We start from the raw sequence: 18,766 nt of genomic DNA, 5'->3' as shown, positions 1-18,766 counted from the left end.
ACACACGCATGGAATCGACCACCATCCAGATGCTCAAGCAGCGTTTCGACACGCTGAGCCAGCGCACGTCCGAGGAAGGCGTGGAGTTCTGGTTCGCCCGTGAACTGATGGAACCGCTGGGCTACGCCCGCTGGGAGAACTTCCAGAGCGCCATCGCCCGCGCCATCATTTCTTGTGAAACAACCGGTTACAACCCTGACGATCATTTTCGCGGCGTCACGAAATTGATCGATACCGGCAAGGGTGCGAAGCGCCCGGTCGACGACTTCATGCTCACCCGCTACGCCTGCTACCTCATCGCGCAGAACGGCGATCCGCGCAAGGAGCCCATTGCCTTTGCGCAAAGCTACTTTGCCATACAGACGCGCAAGCAGGAGCTGATCGAGGAACGCATGCGCCTGCAGGCCCGGCTGGATGCGCGCGAGCGCCTGCGCGAGTCGGAAAAATCCCTGTCGCAGAACATCTACGAACGCGGCGTGGACAATGCCGGGTTCGGCCGCATCCGTTCCAAGGGTGATGCTGCCCTGTTCGGTGGCCATACCACGCAAGCCATGAAAGACCGCTACGGCATCACCCAGACCCGTCCGCTGGCTGACTTCCTGCCCACGCTCACCATCGCCGCCAAGAACCTCGCCACCGAGATGACTAACCACAACGTGGACCAGGACAACCTGCACGGCGAGCCGGCCATCGCCCGCGAGCATGTGCAGAACAACCAAAGCGTGCGGGCCATGCTCGGCCAGCGCGGCATCCAGCCCGAGCGCCTGCCGCCCGAAGAAGACATCAAGAAGCTGGAGCGCCGCGTCAAGACCGAGGAAAAGAAACTGGTCAAGGCCAGCGGCAAGCTGCCCGCCCCCAAGCACCACGACTGAAAGAACCACGCCCATGCTGCAGAACAATCAAGAACTCAAGAACAAGATCAACCAGCTCTGGAACAAGTTCTGGGCCGGCGGCATCTCCAACCCGCTCACTGCCATCGAGCAGATCACCTACCTGCTGTTCATGAAGCGCATGGACGAGCTGGACGCCAAGCGCGCCGCCGACGCCGAGTGGCTGGGCAAACCCTATGCCTCGCGCTTCGAAGGTCTGTGGATACCGCCCGAATACCGCAGCCATGACAAGCCCGAACAATTCGCCGTGGATCGCCGCAGCCTGCGCTGGAGCGACTGGGAGCACATGCAGGCCGAAGAGATGCTCGCCCACGTGCAAACCCGCGTGTTCCCATTCCTGAAAGACCTGAACGGTGCCGAGAGCCGCTTCACCCACCACATGAAGAACGCGGTGTTCATCATCCCCAAGCCCAGCCTGCTGGTGGAGGCGGTGAAGACCATCGACGAGATTTTCGCGGTGATGGAGAAGGACTCGCAGGACAACGGCCAGGCCTTCCAGGACATCCAGGGCGACGTCTACGAAATGCTGCTGGCCGAAATCGCCACCGCCGGCAAGAACGGCCAATTCCGCACCCCGCGCCACATCATCAAACTGATGGCCGAACTGGTGCAGCCGCAGCTGGGCCACCGCATCGCCGACCCCGCCTGCGGTACCGGTGGCTTTCTGCTGGGCGCCTACCAGTACATCGTCACCCAGCTGGCGCTGCGCGCCGGCACCAAAGGCCTGACGCCCGACGAAGACGGCTTCATCCGCACCTCGGTCGCCGCCACCCTCACCGAGCAGGCGCAAACCATCCTGCAGCAAAGCCTATACGGCTATGACATCGACGCCACCATGGTGCGCCTGGGTTTGATGAACCTGATGATGCACGGCATCGACGAGCCCAACATCGACTACACCGACACCTTGAGCAAAAGCTACAACGAGGAAGCCACCTACGACCTGGTGCTGGCCAACCCGCCGTTCACCGGCAGCATCGACAAGGGCGACATCAACGAGGCCCTGCACCTCAAGACCACCAAGACCGAACTGCTGTTCGTCGAAAACATCTATCGCCTGCTGAAGAAAGGCGGCAGCGCCTGCGTGATCGTGCCGCAAGGCGTGCTGTTCGGCTCCGCCGGGGCGTTCAAGGAGTTGCGCCAGTTGCTGGTGGAGCGTTGCGAGCTGAAAGCCGTTATCACCCTGCCCAGCGGCGTATTCAAGCCCTACGCCGGCGTCTCCACCGCCATCCTGCTGTTCACCAAAGTCTGGGGCCAGCAGGACAAGGTGGCCAAGCCCGCCACCGGACACGTCTGGTTCTACGACATGCAGGCTGACGGCTATTCGCTGGACGACAAGCGCAGCAAGCAGGACGGCTATGGCGACCTGCAGGATATCGTCACCCGTTACCACGCCCGCGATGCCGAGCGCGACAACGACCGCGCCAGCCGCTGCTTCATGGTGCCATACAGCAACATCAAGGCCGAAGACTTCGATCTCTCATTCTCGCGCTACAGAAAAGAAGTTTTCGAGGCCGTGGCCTATGAAAAACCCGGTGTGATCCTGGATCAGCTGATTCGTGCGGAGGTGGGTGAGCTGGACAATGCCGAACTGGACAAGCTGCGGGGCGGCATTGTGGCTGAGTTGCTGGCGCTGAAAGAGATGGTGGGATGAGTTACCCACGAACAACTCTCGGTGAAGTTTGTGACATCACCATCGGCAGAACGCCATCGCGCCAAGAGCCGGCGTACTGGGGCCGGGGCCACAAATGGGTGTCCATCTCAGATCTGACTTCTAGGACCATTTCTGACACCAAAGAAGAAATCACTGACCTCGCCGTCCAAGCTGCGCGGTGCCGTCGTGTACCGAAAGGAACGCTGCTATACAGCTTCAAACTGACAATCGGGAAGATGGCTTTTGCTGGTGTCGATCTCTTCACAAATGAAGCAATCGCAGCACTGAGCGTTAAGGATACGGGCAGTCTGAAGGCCGAATACCTGTACTACGCACTTCAATCCGCGAAAGTTGGCGGCTCCAACCAAGCAGCAAAAGGTGCGACGCTCAACTCAAAGTCACTTGCTGAGATTGCGATCCCTCTGCCCCTGCTCAACGACCAAATCCGCATCGCCCACCTGCTGTGCAAGGTGGAAGGGCTGATCACCCACCGCAAGCAGCACCTGCAGCAGCTCGACGCGCTGCTCAAGAGCGTGTTTCTGGAGATGTTCGGCGACCCGATGCGGAATGATCGCGACTGGGAAAAGCCGCCATTGCGCTCCTTCGGCAAGATCACCACCGGCAACACGCCACCACGCAACGATCCGTCCAATTACGACAGCCCGCACATCGAGTGGATCAAGACCGACAACATCACTGTTGACGCCGTATTCGTCACCAAGGCTGCCGAGTACCTGTCGAAAGCCGGGGCAAAGCGAGCGCGCACCGTTGACGCTGACGCACTGTTGGTCGCCTGCATCGCAGGCAGCCTGGAATCCATCGGGCGCGCCGCCCTCACCGATCGAACGGTGGCGTTCAATCAGCAGATCAACGCAATCCAGCCGGGCGCGGACGTTGATCCGATCTTTCTCTACGCCCTGTTCAAGCTGAGCCGTACCTCCATCCAGAGTCATGCCACCAAGGGCATGAAAAAGATCCTGACCAAAGGTGATTTCGAGCAAATCCCCATGGTCAAGCCGCCATTTGAACTGCAACGCGAGTTTGCCGCCGTTGCCAAACGGATCGAAGCCCTCAAATCCCGCTACCAGCAAACCCTTATCGACCTCGAAACCCTCTACGCGGCGCTCAGCCAGTCCGCCTTCAAGGGCGAACTGGATCTGTCGCGCATCCCGTTGCCAGCGGTCGCACTGGAACCCCCACCCATGGAAGACGTCACCGCCCTCACCGTCGACCTCGACGTACCCGCCCCCGCCCTGCCCGACCTCGGCCTGGCTGTCGAGGAGCTGGCGACCGAAGCAGGTCAGCTCAAAATGCTCACCGCTTGGCTGGAGTGGTGGCAGAACCACCACCGCGCACAGCCCTTCGAATTGGCGACCTTCCTCAACAGGGCAGAGGCAAGACTGCAGGAACTTTACCCCGACAGCGACCTGGAGCTGGGCATGGCTGCCTATGAGCAGATCAAGACTTGGGTCTTCGCCGCGCTGGACGCAGGCCAACTGGTGCAGGAGCTGGAGCCCGCCAGCAAGCGCATCGCGCTGAAGCACGCCCACGCATGAAACTGTTGCGGTTCAGGATCACCGACCCGGACGGCTTTCGCAGCCTGCCGAGCGGCTTCGAACATGACTTCCGCACCGACTGGAGCCTGCAGAACGAGCACGAGCGTGGCGATGGCTTTGCACCATTCGTTTGCGCCGGCCCCAACGGCAGCGGCAAATCCAACCTGCTGGAAGTGCTGGCGGCAATCTTCTACCAGTTGGAGCTACAGCGCGTACGCCGCAGCTTTCTACCGGATGTTTTTGAATACGATCCGGTGGATAACCCGGATGGCATTCAGGAACACGAAGGCAGTCCCAACGCGTACGAACTGGAGTACCTGATCCAGGTGCCGCAAGCCTATTGCCAGCCTGACGGGCCAAGCCACGCGCACGCCCAGGTAATCAAGGAGCCCGACAGATCGCCGTGGCTCGCATGGATCAATAACGAAGCCTTCATCACTGATGGGTCCAGTACGTTGACCTACGAGGAACGCGACTTCCTGTTACCCGACTTCGTGTTGGGTTACTCATCAGGCGAAAACGAAGTGCTCAGCTTGCCGTTTTTCAAGATGCGCTTCATCCAGTTCGACGAATACTGGTCGGCGCTGCGTGATGGAAATCCATATCCCGGCCATCCGGAAACACGGCTGACCTATCTGGATAGCAGCTTCAGTCAGGCCATCTTGCTGTGCAACCTGCTTTTTGCCGATGACGACGAAGCGCAGCCTTTCACCGAAGGCACCGGCATCGAATCGCTCACGCAATTCCGCATCATCCTGCGCCGCAGCCTGCCGCTGAGCGAGGCGCAGGCCTACCCGTTCACCAGGCCGGAAGTCGGTGCCAGCACGAAACAGCCTCGGGTTACTTTCGACGCCGATCGCAACAGCTACCAGTTGGACGTGCTGCACCTGTTGCAAGGGACACAAGGCAAGGAAGCCACCGAAACTTCCTCACTGGCCATAGATGCCTTGCGCCGCTGCGCCACGCTGGAATACGTGGACAACACCAGCGACAGCCTGGTGCTGGATTACCGCATGGACGCGGCTACCCGCGACGCCTTCAAAGCCAATTTCGACAAACCGCGCACCTTGTTCCAGGCGTTTCAAGTCTTGCTGACGCTGAACCTCTACAGCGTCAGCGACGCCCTCAAGGCTGACTTGTATCGCTCCGGCAGCGACTACGTGCGCGAAACCGTGCCCACTTTGGCCTCGGATGAACGGGTGATGCGCTTCAAGCATGTGGCCTTCCGCAAACAGGGCGTGGCCAAGCCGCTTAGCCTCAAGAGCCTGTCCGACGGCGAGCACCAGTTGCTGCACAGTCTGGGCCTGTGCCGTCTGTTTGCCGGCACCCGTAGCCTGTTCCTTCTGGACGAGCCGGAAACCCACTTCAACCCGTCCTGGCGCGCCAGCTTCATCACCCGGCTGGGCCAGTGCCTGGGCGAGGGAGGCAAGCACGCAGAAATGCTGCTCACCACCCATTCCCCCTTCCCCATCTCCGACAGCACCCCGGACAAAGTGCTGTTGTTCGACCGCGACGAAGCCAGCGGTGCGGTGCACGTTCGCCACCCCGACTACAACACGCTTGGCGCCTCAATCAACAAGATCACCATGCTCAGCTTCGGCAAGCGCGAAACCGTGGGCGGCCGTGCCGAAGACGTGATGCAGGACATCCGCGCGCGTTTTCAAAATGGCGAACGCGCCGACGACCTGATCGACACGTTGGATCGCACCCTCGGCGACTCGGTGGAAAAGGTGCTGCTGGTCAACGCCTTGCTGGACGGCAGCAAGTGCGAAGGCGCGGAGCCGATCTGATGCTGTTTCCCTATACCTACGTACCGCATTCAATGGAGAAGATGCAGGGCTTCATCGACTTCATATTTCTTGACGTGTGGTGCAAGGCGCCCGGTGCCGGCCCATTCGGCCTGCACCTGTTCAACGCCAATCCCGAACTGCAGGAGGTGGTGACCGCCTTCCATTACTCCGATGCCCAGGGGGCGAACTTCTTCAATGGCCATGTGCAGAATATTCATGGCCTGTTCGCCGCCCTGCCACCCGCCCAGATCGGGCAGTTGCAGGCTTGGTATCACGGCAACAACAATCTGGAACAGGCCTGCGCCAATAACCCAGCCTCGCTCTTGGCCCGCTATGCCGACCTCGATGCGCTGGCCCCGGAGTTGGGTCAGCAACTGGCGACGTTCTTCAAGGGTTTGTACTCACAGTCCTTGCTTGGCCTGAAGGCACTCAGAGACAAGATCGGCGACATCGACGATCACTATCAAGCATTCGTGAAGGCCAACGCCACCGGCAAGTGCCCGTTCTGCGGCTTGAGCGACCTGTTCGGCGAGTACCACAGCAAGCGCGAAGCCTACGACCACTATCTGCCCAAGGCGCTCTATCCGTTCAATTCGATCAACTTCCGCAACCTGGTACCTGCTTGCCACCACTGCAACAGCAGTTACAAAGGCAGCAAGGACTCGGCCTATACCCCAAAAGACCCTTGCAGCAAGCAAGTACGGCGCAAACTGTTCTACCCCTTCGCTCCCCACCCTTGGCATGTCGAAGTGCAAGTGAGTCTGCATTCCAGCGCGCACGAAAACTTGCAGCCGAATGACATCACGCTGGACTTCGGTCCACCCGAGTTCGCCGAGCAAATCGACACGTGGAAAGGCGTCTACGGAATCGAAGAACGCTATCGCGCCAAGCTGTGCGGCGAAGACGCTCGCGACTGGCTTGAGCAAGCCCTGACCCAGCAACGCTGGCACGACGAATCACAGGGCGCAAAGGGGCGCCCAGCTTCTGCCTATCTCCAAGAAATTGCCGAGTACGCGCACGAGCGTCCATGGGCCAATGCCAACTTTCTGAAGTACGGCTTTCTACAAGCCTGCGCGGCCACCGGAATGTTTCAAGCAGCAAGCAGGTCACTGCGCGCACCTCAGTCTGAGATCGCCACTCGCGGTTCCGTGTGACTCGCTATCATCGAAAGCCTGATCGGCGAAGAGAACGAACGATGCGCGCATGCCCGACGATCCGCTGGATGGTGACACTCCTACTGCTCCTGCTGTGCTCCCTGCCCGTGGGTGCCGCCATGCCGAAGGGTAATTGGCTGCTGCTGCCGGATCGCGTGTGGACCGCCGAGGGTGACACCGCACACGCGGGCTGGGCCGTGCTGGTGCGCGACGGCGTGATCTCGGCGGTCGGCCCGGCCGGCTCGATCGATGCGCCTGCGGACGCACGCCGCGTCACCTTGCCCGGCGCCACGCTCACCCCCGGCCTGATCGACCTGCACTCGCATCTGTTCCTGCACCCGTACAACGAGACGTTGTGGAACGATCAGGTGCTCACCGAACCGCAGGACTACCGCACGCTGGAAGCCGCCGCGCATGCGAAGGCCACCCTGCTCGCCGGCGTCACCACCCTGCGCGACCTCGGCACCGAGGGCGCCGGCTACGCCGACGTGTCGATCAAGCGGGCGATCGAGGAAGGGCTGATTCCCGGCCCGCGCCTGTTCGTCGCCACCCGCGCCATCGTCGCCACCGCCAGCTATGGGCCGGGACCGCACGGCTTCCGTCCCGACCTGGACCTGCCGCAGGGCGCGCAGCCGGTGACTGGCGTGGATGCTGCCGTGGCGGCCGTGCGCGAGCAGGCCGCGCGCGGCGCGGACTGGATCAAGCTGTACGCCGACTACCGTGTGGGCGCCCACGGCCAGACGATGCCCACGCTGTCCCCGGCCGAGATCAGGGCCATGGTGGAGGCGGCCCACCAGATCGGCCGTCCGGTCGCCGCGCATGCGGCCAGCGAGGCCGGCGTGCGCAACGCGGCGGAGGCAGGCGTGGACACCATCGAGCACGGCTACGGCGCTAGCGAGGCGACGTTCAAGCTGCTCAAGCAGAAGGGCATTGCCTACGAGCCCACGCTCACCGCGGTGGAAGCCACCTCCGAGTACTTCCAGCACTACGTGCCCGGGCAATCAGCGCCCACGCCAGCCATGCAGGAAGCCACCCGCGCGTTCCGCACCGCACTGAAACTGGGTGTGACCATCGGCAACGGCAGCGATGTGGGCGTGTTCACGCATGGCGAGAACTGGCGCGAACCGGTCGCGATGGTCGCCGACGGCATGACACCGGCGCAGGCGCTGCACGCTGCCACCGACGTGGCGGCGAAGATCCTGCGCCAGCAGGCTGCGTTCGGCCGTATCGCGCCCGGCCTGCGCGCCGACCTCGCCGCCTTCGCGGGCGACCCGAGCGCGCAGATCGACGCGCTGAAAAAGCCGGTGTTCGTGATGAAGGACGGCGTCGTCTACCTACGCCCGGCCAGCGGCCGGGAAGATCCCTCAGGCGCGGCAACGCCGCGCTGACACGGCCTCGCCGAACCGCCAGCTAGCGAGGCGCGAGGCGCAGGAACGGCGAGGGCTCGCGCTCCACGAACTCGCGGCGTACGTGCGCCAGCAGCTCGCGCTGGCTGCCGAACGGCAGCAGCGCGGCGGCCTCGTCCAGGGTGACCCAGCGGAACGCCGAGTGCTCGCCGTTGAGCCGCACCTGCACTCCCTCGGCCAGGCGCGCCACGAAGGCGGGCACGATCTCGACGGTGTCCGTTGCAGCGAGATAGACCTGCTCGCAGAAGCTGGTGGCCCAGAAGCTTTGCGGCACCAGCGCGGTTTCCTCGCGCAATTCGCGCAATGCGGCCTGCCAGCCCGTCTCGCCCGCCTCGACATGTCCGGCGAGGTAACTCCACGCGCCGTCAAGATAGGCGCCGGCACGCCGCGCCACCAGCATCTGCGTCGCCGCGCCCGAGCCGCGCAACGCCACCACGGACACCATGCTGCTGCGCACCGGCAGGTTGCGTTCGGCGCTCATGCGGTTGCCAGCAGCTCGCGGCTGGCCGCTGCACTCGACCGTGCCTCCATGCGCGCGAACCACGGCCCGATGTTCGGCAGCGCGCGGTCGAAGGGCTGGTTCATGCCGGCGCCGAAATCCAGCCACACGTAAAGCCAGATGTCCGCCGCGCTGAAGCGCTCGCCGCACAGCCACGGCCCGGCACCGAACAGGCCATCGAGCCAGGCCAGGCGATCCTGGGCGATGCGCTTCAGACCCGCCGCCGCCTCCGGCGCCACCGGGATGCGCGACGTGAAGCGCGGCAGGCCCTCGGCGTAGTGGAAGGCGTTGTGGATGAACTCGGTGACGTTGAGCTCCACCCGCCGCCACCACTGGCGGGTCAGCGCGCGCTGCTGCGGCGTCGCGCCGATCAGCGCCGGCGCGGGGTGCAGCTCCTCCAGGTATTCGGCGATCGCCACCGCTTCGGCCAGCACGCTGCCATCGTCCAGGCGCAGCGCCGGCGTCTGCCCGGCGGGGTTCACCGCCAGCCAGGCCGGCTCGCGGTTCTCGCCGCGCATCACGTCCACCGTCACGGCCGGCAGGCGCAGGCCTTTCTCCAGCAGGAACATGCGCAGGCAGCGCGGCGCGGGGCTTATGGCATCGTAGACCAGCACGGCACGACTCCCAGGCGGCACCAGCTCGGTGCACACTACACCCTCTCCTTCCCCAGCACCTCGCTTCCATGGCCAACGACTACCTTATCCGCCCGATCGAGCCTTCCGACAACGCGGCAATGGCCGCGATCATCCGCACCGTGATGCCCGAGTTCGGCGCCGACGGCCCCGGCTTCGCGATTCACGACGCCGAGGTGGACACGATGTGCGAGGCCTACGCCCAGCCACGCAGCAGCTATTTCGTGGTCGAGCGCGACGGGGTGGTGATCGGCGGCGGCGGCGTGGCGCCGCTGCAGAATGCCGAAGCGGACGTGTGCGAACTGCGCAAGATGTATTTCCTGCCCGCCGCGCGCGGCATCGGCGCGGGGGCGGCGATGATGCAGCATTGCCTCGACGCGGCGCGCACGCACGGTTTCAATCGCTGCTACCTGGAAACGCTGACCGGCATGGACGCGGCCCAGGCGCTGTACAAGCGCAGCGGTTTCACGCCGTTGTGCGCGCCGCTGGGCGGCACCGGACACTTCAGCTGCGACCGCTTCTTCATCCGCGAGCTGTGACCGCGATGACCGCCATCCGCACCGCCCGCGACGAGGACGCCGCTGCCATCCACGCGATCTACGCCCCTTCGGTCAGCGCCGGCACGGCCACCTTCGAGACCGAACTGCCGGGCGTGGACGCCATGCGCGAGCGCCTGCGCGCTCGCCTCGAGCACTACCCGTGGCTGGTGTGGGAAGAGGCCGGCGAGGTGCTGGCCTATGCCTATGCCGGACGCTTCCGCGAGCGCGCCGCCTACGACTGGATCGCCGAGACCTCGATCTACGTGCGCACCGACGCGCAGCGCCGCGGCATCGCGCGCCTACTGTACGGCGTGCTGCTGGACGTGATGCGGCAGCAGGGCATCACCCAGGCCGTGGGCGTGATCACCCTGCCCGGCGCGGCCAGCGTGGCGATGCACGAGGCGATGGGCTTCCAGGCTGCCGGTGTATGGCGCCAGTGCGGCTACAAACTGGGGCAGTGGTGGGACGTGGGGGTGTGGCAGAAAGAATTGCAGCCGGTGGCGAACCCGCCTGCAGCCGTGATCCCGTTCCCCCGGCTGCCGCCAGCGCAGCTGCAATCGCTGCTGGAACGCCAGCACTGAGTTCGCAACGCACGTAGGGCGGGCACGGCCCGCCGCTTTTCCTCACGATGCCGAAGAAGCCAAAGCTGGCGGGCAGTGCCCGCCCTACAACTATGCGATGCCATAAAAAAAACGTGCCCGCGGTGGCGAGCACGTCTTCATGCGTCGGGGTGGGCCTGCTTACTGGTTGAGCAGCAGGTCGACGATCACGCCGGTGGCGATCGCCACCAGCAGGTAGTCGCCGCTGTCGCTGCGCACCCAGCGATAACCGCGCGGCGGTTCGCGCAGGTCGGCGTCGCGCCAGTCGTACACCACGTAGCGGGTGCTGCGGTATTCCACCGGCAGGTAGCCGCCGCGCTTGTACCAGCCCTCGTGGCGGCCGCGGTCGTGCCAGTTCTTGTAGTGGCCGTAGGCATGGCCGCGGCCACGACCGTGACCCGGTCCCTGGTCGTCGTCATCGTCGTAGCGCACGTAGCGGCCACCATCCTGATCATAGCCGCGGCCGCGATCGCCATCATCCTGCTCATACCCGTCATTGCCGTGACCATGGCCGCGACCGTGGCCGTGACCTTGCGCCAGCACGGGGCCGCTGGCCAGCATCAGCATCGCACCGCACACGACGGACAGACCTAGCAGCTTCTTCATGTTCGATCTCCACTCCTATGGGCCATGGGGCCGCCCGCATCGTACCGGCAATCGCGCCGGCACCGCTGTGCAGCCCGGCACAAAGCTTGCCCCAGCCGACCCAACCCGGCATGAACCGCCCGGGCCGGCCGGCCTCCCGTTCAGCCTGCAGAAACCGGGGCCGCTCGGCTACCATTGGCGGCTTTCAGCATCCATTTCGGGGGAATTCCCATGCAGCTCGATCAGGTCAGGGCGATCATCACCGGCGGCGCTTCCGGTCTTGGCCACGCGGTGGCGCAGCATCTGGTGGCGAACGGCGGCAAGGTCGCGCTGTTCGACGTCAACGAGGACAAGGGCCAGGCCGCCGCAAAGGAACTGGGCACTGCCGCCCGCTTCTTCCGCACCGACGTCACCTCCGAGGACGGCGTGGCCACCAACGTGGCCGCCGCGCACCACGCGATGGGCGGCCTCAACGTGGTGATGAACTGCGCCGGCATCCTCGGCGCCGGCCGCGTGCTGGGCAAGGAAGGCGCGATGCCGCTGGCCACGTTCTCCGGCACGGTGATGGTGAACCTGGTCGGCAGCTTCAACGTGGCCAAGGCCGGCGCGGCGCTGATGCAAAACAACGCGGCCGGCGAGGACGGCGAGCGTGGCGTGATCGTCAACACCGCCTCGGTCGCCGCCTACGAAGGACAGATCGGCCAGGCCGCCTACTCCGCCTCCAAGGGCGGCGTGGTCGGCATGACCCTGCCGATGGCGCGCGAACTGGCACGCTTCGGCATCCGCGTGGCGACCATCGCGCCGGGCATCTTCTGGACTCCCATGGTGGATGGCATGCCCGAGTCCGTGCAGCAGTCGCTGTCCGCCTCGATCCCGTTCCCCTCGCGCCTCGGCCAGCCGGAGGAGTTCGCCGCCACGGTAGCCTTCATCCTGACCAACCGCTACATCAACGGCGAGACGATCCGGCTCGACGGTGCGGTGCGGTTGCAGCCGAAGTAATTACCTCCCAGCCGTCATTCCGGCGCAAGCCGGAATCCAGCGCCTTTGATCTTCAGGGGCCGAAGCTGCTGGATCCCTGCTTTCGCAGGGATGACGACCATGAAACTCCACATCACCCGGTTACAACCCATGAAAGCTTCCGACGTCAAGAAAGGCAACGTGGTCGAACACGACGGCACCGTCTACCAGGTGCGCGACATCGAGCGCAGCGCGCCCACCGCGCGCGGGGGCAATGTCACCTTCCGCTTCACCATGTATTCGATCCCCGGCGGGCGCAAGTACGACCTCAGCCTGCGCGCCGACGACGATCTGCGCGAGATGGACCTGGTGCGTCGCGCGGCGAACTTCTCCTACATGGATGGCGAGGCCTTCGTGTTCATGGACGCCGAGGATTACACCCAGTACCCGCTGTCGCCGGAACTGGTGGGCGACAACGCCGGCTACATCGTCGAGAGCGTCGAGGGCTATTACGTGCAGCTGATCGACGACGCCCCGGTAGGCCTGCAGGTGCCCACCAGCGTGGTGCTCACCGTGGTCGACACCGCGCCGGAGATGAAGGGCGCCAGCGCCACCAAGCGCACCAAGCCAGCCAAGCTCGACACCGGCATCGAGATCCAGGTGCCCGAGTACATCACCAACGACGAGAAGGTGTGGGTGAACACACTGACCGGCGAGTTCGCCGGTCGAGCCTGACGCGTTTGCGCGATGCGAAGTAACGCATCGCGCGCGTCAGGCGAGGGCGAGGGCGAGGGCGAGGCAGGATGCCGAGCGGCGGCGCCGCAGGGACGCCTACTCGCCTCAGCCATTCATCGCGTCTGCGAGAGTCCAGTGAGCTCTCGCGCGTTTGCGAGGAGGCCTGCGCCGTACGGTTTTTGCCATACTCGCTTCCCACATCACCCGCCCGCCTCGCCTGATGTCCTCCAGCGGCTACTCGCTCCGCGCCCACGCGCTTGAAAGCCTGACCGCCGTCAAGCGGCCGGACGTGCCGTGGCGGGTGGTGCTGCGCAATACCGTGGCGGTGGTGCTGCCGCTGGGCGTGGGCATGGCCACCGGCCACCCGCAGATCGGCCTGGGCGTGGCCGCCGGTGCGCTGGACACGATGTTCTCCGACCAGCCCGGCCCGTATCGCCAGCGCATGCGGCAATTGCTGCTGGCGTCGCTCGCCGCCGGCCTCGCCGCGCTGGTGGGCTTCCTGATCGGCGGCCAGTTGCTGCCGATCCTGCTGGCCACCGCGGCCTGCGGCTTCTTCGGCGGGCTGCTGGTGGTGTTCGGCACCGACACCGCGCGGGTCGGCATGACCAGCATGATCCTGCTGGTGATCACCGCCTCGACGCCGGCCTCGCTCGAGCATGCGCTCGGTGGCGCCGCGCTGATCTTCGCCGGCGGCCTGCTGCTGATGGCGTTCTCGCTGGCGGCGTGGCCGCTGCAGCGCTACTGGCCGGAGCGCATGGCGCTGGCCAAGGTGTACGCGGGGCTGGCGGAACTGGCCCGGCGGCCGTCGCGCGACGAGGCCGACGCGCCCGCGCTGACCGAGGCGATGACCACGCTGCAGCAGACCCTGCTCGGCCGCCACCGTGCGCACGGCCGTGCGATGGAGGCGTTCGGCGTGCTGCTGGAGCTGGCCGAGCGGATCCGGCTGGAGCTCACCGCGATGAGCGCACTGCATGCCGAGGCGGGCATCCATGCGCGGTTTCGCGACGACGCCGCACACGTGCTGGCAGCCATCGCCGAGGCGCTGGAACGCGGCGACTCGCCCGAACGCGCACAGCGCACGCTTGAGGCCCTGCGCGCCAGCGAGCGCATCCTGCTCGACGGCAACGACCGTGCCGACGGCGTGGCCGCGCACATCCACGCGCTGGCCGGCCAGCTGGCCGCCGCGGTGCGCAACGCCGACTGGGCCGGCAGCCGCGGCGAACTGCGCGCCAACGCGGCGGAAACCCGGCTGCCGCCGTCGCTGCGCAGCAACTCGCCCTGGGCCATCCTGCGCGCCAGCCTCACGCCGCGTTCGGTGGCGTTCCGCCATGCCGTGCGCATGGCGGTCTGCCTCACCGCCGCCCTGTGGCTCTCGCGCCTGCTGCAACTGCCGCACGGCTACTGGCTGCCGATGACCGCGGCGATCGTGCTGCGCCCGGACTTCGCCGCCACCTTCAACTTCGGCCTGCTGCGCGTGCTCGGCACCGTACTCGGGCTGGTGCTGACCACCGTGCTGCTGCACGTCACACCGGACGAGCCATGGGCGCACCTGGCGCTGATGGCGGTGCTGTGCATGGCGTTCCGCTACCTGGCCGGCGCGCACTACGGCATCGCGGTGGCGGCGCTGACCGGTACCGTGGTGATCCTGCTCTCGTTCGACGGCGTGAACCCGGGCCTGGCGGTGAGCGACCGCGTGATCAACACGGCGCTCGGCTGCGGCATGGCCCTGTTCGCCTACGTGGCCTGGCCGACCTGGGAACGCGGCCGCGCGCGCGCCGCACTGGCCGACATGCTGGACGCCTACGCCAGCTACCTGCACGCCCTGGCAAAGCCCGGGCAAATCGCCCTCCACAACGACACACGCAGCGCGGCACGCACCGCGCGCACCAACGCGCAGGCCTCGATCGACCGCATGCGCACCGAGCCGGCCACGCCGCCGGAACTGCTCGCACTGGCGCGCGCGCTGTTCGCCAACGGCAACCGCCTGGCGCGCACCGCGATGACGCTGGAAGCCACCCTCGACGATCTCGCCACGCTGGCCGAGCCGGTCGGCGTCGCACGCTTCGTCGGACAGGCGGCCGGCAACCTGCGCGCGATCGCCACCGCCCTGCGCGAACAGCATCCGACCGGCCCGCTGCCCGACCTGCGCGCGCTGCAGCGCCAGCTGGTCGGCGCGACGCAGGAGGACGGCGACGCCGCGGCCGCCGAGCTGCTGGCGCGCATCAGCGACCGCCTGGTTGACAACATCGACACGCTGGCCTACGTAACGAACCGCGGCCGGCCAGACGCTCCCGTCCGGTAGGGCGGGCACCGCCCGCCGCTGTTTGCTTCAAGGGCCGGCGGGCGGTGTCCGCCCTACCAAGCGCGACGCCACCGCACGGAGGTTTTACACTGCGCAGATGCTGAAGATCGACACCCACGCGCACATCCTGCCCCGCGACTGGCCGAATCTGGCGGCGAAGTTCGGCGACGACCGCTTCCCGGTGATGACACACACCGACGGCCGCCACCGCATCTACAAGGACAGCCGCTTCTTCCGCGAGGTGTGGGATTCGGCGTTCGACCCGCAGACGCGCATCGACGACTACGCCCGCTTCGGCGTCGACGTACAGGTGATCTCCACCGTACCGGTACTGTTCTCGTACTGGGCGCCAGGCCACCAGGCGCTGGAACTGCATCGCCATCTGAACGAGCACATGGCCGGCATCTGTCGCGACTTCCCGCGCCACTACGCCGGCATCGGCACCGTGCCGCTGCAGGCACCGCAGCTGGCCGTGCGCGAGCTGGAACGCTGCATCGACGAGCTGGGCCTGCAGGGCGTGCAGATCGGTTCGCACTGCGGTGACTGGAACCTGGACGCGCCGGAGCTGTTCCCGTTCTTCGAGGCCGCCGCCGATCTCGGCGCCGCGGTGCTGGTGCACCCGTGGGACATGATGGGCATGGCCAGCATGCCGAAATACTGGATGCCATGGCTGGTCGGCATGCCCGCCGAGCAGTCGCGCGCTGCCTGCTGCCTGGCCTTCGGCGGCGTGCTGGAGCGGCTGCCGAAGCTGCGCGTGATGCTGGCCCACGGCGGCGGCAGCTTCCCCTACACCATCGGCCGCATCGAGCATGGCTTCAAGATGCGCCCCGACCTGGTCGCCACCGACAACCCACGCAACCCGCGCGAATACCTGCATCGCTTCTATTTCGATTCCTGCGTGCACGATGACCAGGCGCTGCGCTATCTGCTGGATGTGACGGGCGCCCGCCAGGTGATGCTCGGCACCGACTATCCTTTCCCGCTGGGGGAACAGGAACCCGGCAGCGGCATCGAGGCGCTTGGCCTGGACGAAGCCGACCGCGCGAGGCTGTTTCACGGCACGGCGCTGGAATGGCTGGGCCTGCCCCGTCACCGCTTCGCCCCCGACCCCATCACGAAGGAACCCGCATGAGCCTCCTGCGCAGCACCACCCTCGCGATTGCCCTTGCCGCCGCCCTGGTCACCGGTGGTGCGCGCGCCGCCGACGTCAGCATGGCCGACGGCAGCGTCCACTTCAGCACGCCGGGCAACTGGCTCGACATCATGGAAACCCAGGGCGACCCCGAGGCCCGCGTGTTCCAGGTGCCCGACCCCTCGCCCACCGGCAAGAACAGCCTGGCCCGCGTCACCATCACGGTGAAGCAAGTGGCCGACCTCAACGGCTTCAACCAGTACCGCAGCGAAGCCACTGCCAAAGCCATGGCGCTGCCCGGCTACAAGGCCAACGAAGTGCCGCCAGGCCCGAACAGCAACGTCTACACCGCGCAGGAAAACGCCACCGCCTTCAGCTACACCGAGCACTACTGGTTCAAGAACGGTCACGCAATCCAGCTGCGCTGCGTGCGCCCCAGCCAGACGCAGGCCGGTGCCGAGTGGAAGGCCGCCTTCGACAAGGGTTGCGACGCGATCGCCGAGCAATTGAAATAGTCAACCGCCTTGCTCCCTCCCTGCCTCGCAGGGGAGGGTTGGGGTGGGGTAGCTCTTGATCTTCCCGCATGCTCGGGCAACCCCTCCCAACCTCCCCTGTGACCGAAGGAAGTCCTTTTGGGACATGCAGAGGGAGGAGCCACTCTCAGAGACTGAACGATGCCCGCCAGCTTCGAAGCCACCCTCGACTGGGCCGGCGCCCGGGACGCCACCGATCCGCTGCGCGCGTTCCGCGACGAGTTCATGATCCCGCCGCACGAGGGCCGCGACGGCCGGCTTTCTGACAGCGTCTACTTCTGCGGCAACTCACTGGGCCTGCAGCCGCGCGCGGTGCGCGAAGCTGTCAATGCGGAGCTGGACTACTGGGGCGAGCTGGGCGTCGAGGGCCACTTCAAGGGCCGCCTGCCGTGGATGGACTACCACGAGTTCGTGCGCGACGACCTCGCCGCCATCGTCGGTGCGCAGCCCACCGAGGTGGTGACGATGAACACCCTGGGCGTGAACCTGCACCTGATGATGGTGAGCTTCTACCGCCCCACCGCCGAGCGCCCGGCGATCCTGATCGAGGCCGGCACGTTCCCCACCGACCGCTACGCGGTGGAATCGCAGATCCGCTTCCACGGCTTCGACCCGGCCACCGCGCTGATCGAGCTGCCGAGCGACGAACCGAACGGCACCACCTCGCTCGCCGCCATCGAACGCGCGCTGGCCGAACATGGCTCGCGTATCGCGCTGGTGCTGCTGCCCGGCGTGCAGTACCGCACCGGCCAGGCCTTCGACCTCGAGGCGATCACCGCACTTGGCCACAAGCATGGCTGCACCGTCGGCTTCGACCTCGCCCACGCGGTCGGCAACCTGCCGCTGCAACTGCACGACAGCGGCGCCGACTTCGCGATCTGGTGCAGCTACAAATATTTGAACAGCGGTCCCGGCGCCGTCGGCGGCGCGTTCGTGCACGAACGCCACGCCCAAGCCGTGCTGCCGCGCTTCGCCGGCTGGTGGGGCCACGACAAGACCACCCGCTTCCAGATGGGTCCCGAATTCCACCCCACGCCCGGCGCCGACGGCTGGCAGCTGTCCAACCCGCCCATCCTCGCACTGGCGCCGCTGCGCGTGTCGCTCGAGATCTTCCGCCGCGCCGGCATGGCGCGGCTGCGCGAGAAATCCCTCGCGCTCACCGGCTATCTGGAGTGGCTGGTGAACACGCAACTCGCCGACGTGCTGGAAGTGGTGACGCCCGCCGAAGCCGAACGCCGCGGCGCCCAACTCTCGATCCGCGTGACCGGCGGCCGCGAGCGCGGCCGCGAACTGTTCGCATACCTGATGGACCACGGCATCATCGGCGACTGGCGCGAACCCGACGTGATCCGCATCTCGCCCGCCCCGCTGTACAACCGCTTCGCGGATTGCCTGGTGTTTGCCGAGGCGGTCAGCAAGTGGAGCCGCGGCGGCTGAGCTGGGCCGCCCGCCGAGATCACACCGCGCTCCCGCGAGGTTGGAACTCCACGCTGCAGGATACGCACAGGCTTGATTCGGCCAGGCAATCCGACTGCGCGTGTAACACATACACCCTCAAAAATGCCGGATAACACCGGCAGCACCAGAACCACACCATGACTGGAACGCAAGTGGGTGATCTTCCGCAGAAAGTCGTCGCTTAAACGGCTGGAAACAGAGCCGCATACTCGGTGCAATACCCCATTTTTGGGCGGCGGATTCAACTCCGAAGTGCAGCGCGTTTGAGCGACTGCTCGAACACTTCTTGCGGCGTACGATAGCCTAACCGCTTCCGCGGCCTGCGGTTGAGTTTGTCTTCGACGT

General features: G+C 65.8%; 17 protein-coding genes. 14 read left to right on the top strand and 3 right to left on the bottom strand.

The annotated features are described in order from the left end of the window. Positions 1–8 precede the first annotated feature (8 nt). Genes dinD through UUA_RS06305 form a run of 6 tightly spaced genes read left to right on the top strand, consistent with a single transcriptional unit; the run spans position 9 to position 8,432 of the window. Positions 9–872, top strand: a complete 864-nt coding sequence (dinD, locus tag UUA_RS06330; RefSeq protein ID WP_008435239.1) for a DNA damage-inducible protein D — start codon at positions 9–11, stop codon at positions 870–872. A gap of 13 nt (positions 873–885) precedes the next feature. Next, positions 886–2,544 (top strand): type I restriction-modification system subunit M, encoded by a 1,659-nt coding sequence (locus UUA_RS06325; RefSeq protein WP_008435238.1) that lies wholly within the window; start codon positions 886–888, stop codon positions 2,542–2,544. Beyond that, positions 2,541–4,100 (top strand): restriction endonuclease subunit S, encoded by a 1,560-nt coding sequence (locus tag UUA_RS06320; protein WP_081491514.1) that lies wholly within the window; start codon positions 2,541–2,543, stop codon positions 4,098–4,100. The genes UUA_RS06325 and UUA_RS06320 overlap by 4 nt, the downstream gene beginning before the upstream one ends. Further along, a complete protein-coding gene (locus UUA_RS06315; protein WP_008435236.1) occupies positions 4,097–5,890 on the top strand; it encodes a restriction system-associated AAA family ATPase in 1,794 nt (597 codons plus the stop codon). Before UUA_RS06320 ends, UUA_RS06315 begins: the two co-directional genes overlap by 4 nt. Next, positions 5,890–7,044, top strand: a complete 1,155-nt coding sequence (locus tag UUA_RS06310; RefSeq protein WP_008435235.1) for an HNH endonuclease — start codon at positions 5,890–5,892, stop codon at positions 7,042–7,044. Before UUA_RS06315 ends, UUA_RS06310 begins: the two co-directional genes overlap by 1 nt. Before the next feature lie 41 nt (positions 7,045–7,085). Then, positions 7,086–8,432 carry a metal-dependent hydrolase family protein gene (locus UUA_RS06305; protein ID WP_008435234.1) on the top strand — a complete coding sequence of 449 codons (1,347 nt, stop codon included), beginning with the start codon at positions 7,086–7,088 and terminating at the stop codon, positions 8,430–8,432. Positions 8,433–8,454: 22 nt separating this feature from the next. Here UUA_RS06305 and UUA_RS06300 read toward each other — a convergent pair whose 3' ends face one another. Further along, positions 8,455–8,931 (bottom strand): NUDIX hydrolase, encoded by a 477-nt coding sequence (locus UUA_RS06300; RefSeq protein ID WP_008435233.1) that lies wholly within the window; start codon positions 8,929–8,931, stop codon positions 8,455–8,457. Further along, entirely contained in the window at positions 8,928–9,599 is a 672-nt protein-coding gene (locus UUA_RS06295; protein ID WP_008435231.1) for a glutathione S-transferase family protein, read from the bottom strand. The genes UUA_RS06300 and UUA_RS06295 overlap by 4 nt, the downstream gene beginning before the upstream one ends. Positions 9,600–9,631: 32 nt before the next feature. Between UUA_RS06295 and UUA_RS06290 the strand changes: the two genes are divergently transcribed. Together UUA_RS06290 and UUA_RS06285 are read left to right on the top strand one after the other, a co-directional pair. After that, positions 9,632–10,120, top strand: coding sequence for a GNAT family N-acetyltransferase (locus UUA_RS06290; protein ID WP_008435230.1), 489 nt, complete (start codon positions 9,632–9,634; stop codon positions 10,118–10,120). Between the two features lie 5 nt (positions 10,121–10,125). Next, positions 10,126–10,701: a GNAT family N-acetyltransferase gene (locus tag UUA_RS06285; RefSeq protein ID WP_008435228.1), complete on the top strand. Its 576-nt coding sequence runs from the start codon at positions 10,126–10,128 to the stop codon at positions 10,699–10,701. Between the two features lie 159 nt (positions 10,702–10,860). On the opposite strand, the gene UUA_RS06280 is transcribed toward UUA_RS06285, so the two are convergent. Further along, the gene (locus tag UUA_RS06280; protein WP_008435226.1) at positions 10,861–11,325 is read right to left on the bottom strand and encodes an RcnB family protein; all 465 of its coding nucleotides are present in this window, start codon (positions 11,323–11,325) and stop codon (positions 10,861–10,863) included. Between the two features lie 210 nt (positions 11,326–11,535). Between UUA_RS06280 and UUA_RS06275 the strand changes: the two genes are divergently transcribed. The 6 genes from UUA_RS06275 (at position 11,536) to kynU (ending at position 18,400) form a co-directional block, all read left to right on the top strand. Continuing rightward, entirely contained in the window at positions 11,536–12,303 is a 768-nt protein-coding gene (locus tag UUA_RS06275; protein ID WP_008435224.1) for an SDR family NAD(P)-dependent oxidoreductase, read from the top strand. A gap of 129 nt (positions 12,304–12,432) precedes the next feature. Continuing rightward, the gene (efpL, locus tag UUA_RS06270; protein WP_008435223.1) at positions 12,433–12,996 is read left to right on the top strand and encodes an elongation factor P-like protein EfpL; all 564 of its coding nucleotides are present in this window, start codon (positions 12,433–12,435) and stop codon (positions 12,994–12,996) included. 220 nt (positions 12,997–13,216) lie between these two features. Further along, positions 13,217–15,298, top strand: a complete 2,082-nt coding sequence (locus tag UUA_RS06265; RefSeq protein ID WP_008435221.1) for an FUSC family protein — start codon at positions 13,217–13,219, stop codon at positions 15,296–15,298. A gap of 97 nt (positions 15,299–15,395) precedes the next feature. Further along, positions 15,396–16,430, top strand: a complete 1,035-nt coding sequence (locus UUA_RS06260; RefSeq protein WP_008435220.1) for an amidohydrolase family protein — start codon at positions 15,396–15,398, stop codon at positions 16,428–16,430. Next, complete coding sequence (locus tag UUA_RS06255; RefSeq protein WP_008435218.1) at positions 16,427–16,945, top strand: hypothetical protein; 519 nt, start codon at positions 16,427–16,429, stop codon at positions 16,943–16,945. Before UUA_RS06260 ends, UUA_RS06255 begins: the two co-directional genes overlap by 4 nt. A gap of 159 nt (positions 16,946–17,104) precedes the next feature. Further along, positions 17,105–18,400 carry a kynureninase gene (kynU, locus tag UUA_RS06250; protein WP_008435216.1) on the top strand — a complete coding sequence of 432 codons (1,296 nt, stop codon included), beginning with the start codon at positions 17,105–17,107 and terminating at the stop codon, positions 18,398–18,400. Positions 18,401–18,766: the final 366 nt, after the last annotated feature.

The sequence above is a fragment of the Rhodanobacter thiooxydans LCS2 genome (assembly GCF_000264375.1).
Lineage (GTDB): Bacteria > Pseudomonadota > Gammaproteobacteria > Xanthomonadales > Rhodanobacteraceae > Rhodanobacter > Rhodanobacter thiooxydans.
The sequence above is the reverse complement of the archived record's forward strand: the minus strand, read 5'-3'. Positions and strand labels throughout refer to the sequence as shown.

Coding starts and splice junctions, on each gene's coding strand:
- dinD (WP_008435239.1), top strand. CDS start 9: ATGGAATCGACCACCATCCAGATGCTCAAGCAGCGTTTCGACACGCTG.
- UUA_RS06325 (WP_008435238.1), top strand. CDS start 886: ATGCTGCAGAACAATCAAGAACTCAAGAACAAGATCAACCAGCTCTGG.
- UUA_RS06320 (WP_081491514.1), top strand. CDS start 2,541: ATGAGTTACCCACGAACAACTCTCGGTGAAGTTTGTGACATCACCATC.
- UUA_RS06315 (WP_008435236.1), top strand. CDS start 4,097: ATGAAACTGTTGCGGTTCAGGATCACCGACCCGGACGGCTTTCGCAGC.
- UUA_RS06310 (WP_008435235.1), top strand. CDS start 5,890: ATGCTGTTTCCCTATACCTACGTACCGCATTCAATGGAGAAGATGCAG.
- UUA_RS06305 (WP_008435234.1), top strand. CDS start 7,086: ATGCGCGCATGCCCGACGATCCGCTGGATGGTGACACTCCTACTGCTC.
- UUA_RS06300 (WP_008435233.1), bottom strand. CDS start 8,931: ATGAGCGCCGAACGCAACCTGCCGGTGCGCAGCAGCATGGTGTCCGTG.
- UUA_RS06290 (WP_008435230.1), top strand. CDS start 9,632: ATGGCCAACGACTACCTTATCCGCCCGATCGAGCCTTCCGACAACGCG.
- UUA_RS06285 (WP_008435228.1), top strand. CDS start 10,126: ATGACCGCCATCCGCACCGCCCGCGACGAGGACGCCGCTGCCATCCAC.
- UUA_RS06280 (WP_008435226.1), bottom strand. CDS start 11,325: ATGAAGAAGCTGCTAGGTCTGTCCGTCGTGTGCGGTGCGATGCTGATG.
- UUA_RS06275 (WP_008435224.1), top strand. CDS start 11,536: ATGCAGCTCGATCAGGTCAGGGCGATCATCACCGGCGGCGCTTCCGGT.
- efpL (WP_008435223.1), top strand. CDS start 12,433: ATGAAAGCTTCCGACGTCAAGAAAGGCAACGTGGTCGAACACGACGGC.
- UUA_RS06265 (WP_008435221.1), top strand. CDS start 13,217: ATGTCCTCCAGCGGCTACTCGCTCCGCGCCCACGCGCTTGAAAGCCTG.
- UUA_RS06260 (WP_008435220.1), top strand. CDS start 15,396: ATGCTGAAGATCGACACCCACGCGCACATCCTGCCCCGCGACTGGCCG.
- UUA_RS06255 (WP_008435218.1), top strand. CDS start 16,427: ATGAGCCTCCTGCGCAGCACCACCCTCGCGATTGCCCTTGCCGCCGCC.
- kynU (WP_008435216.1), top strand. CDS start 17,105: ATGCCCGCCAGCTTCGAAGCCACCCTCGACTGGGCCGGCGCCCGGGAC.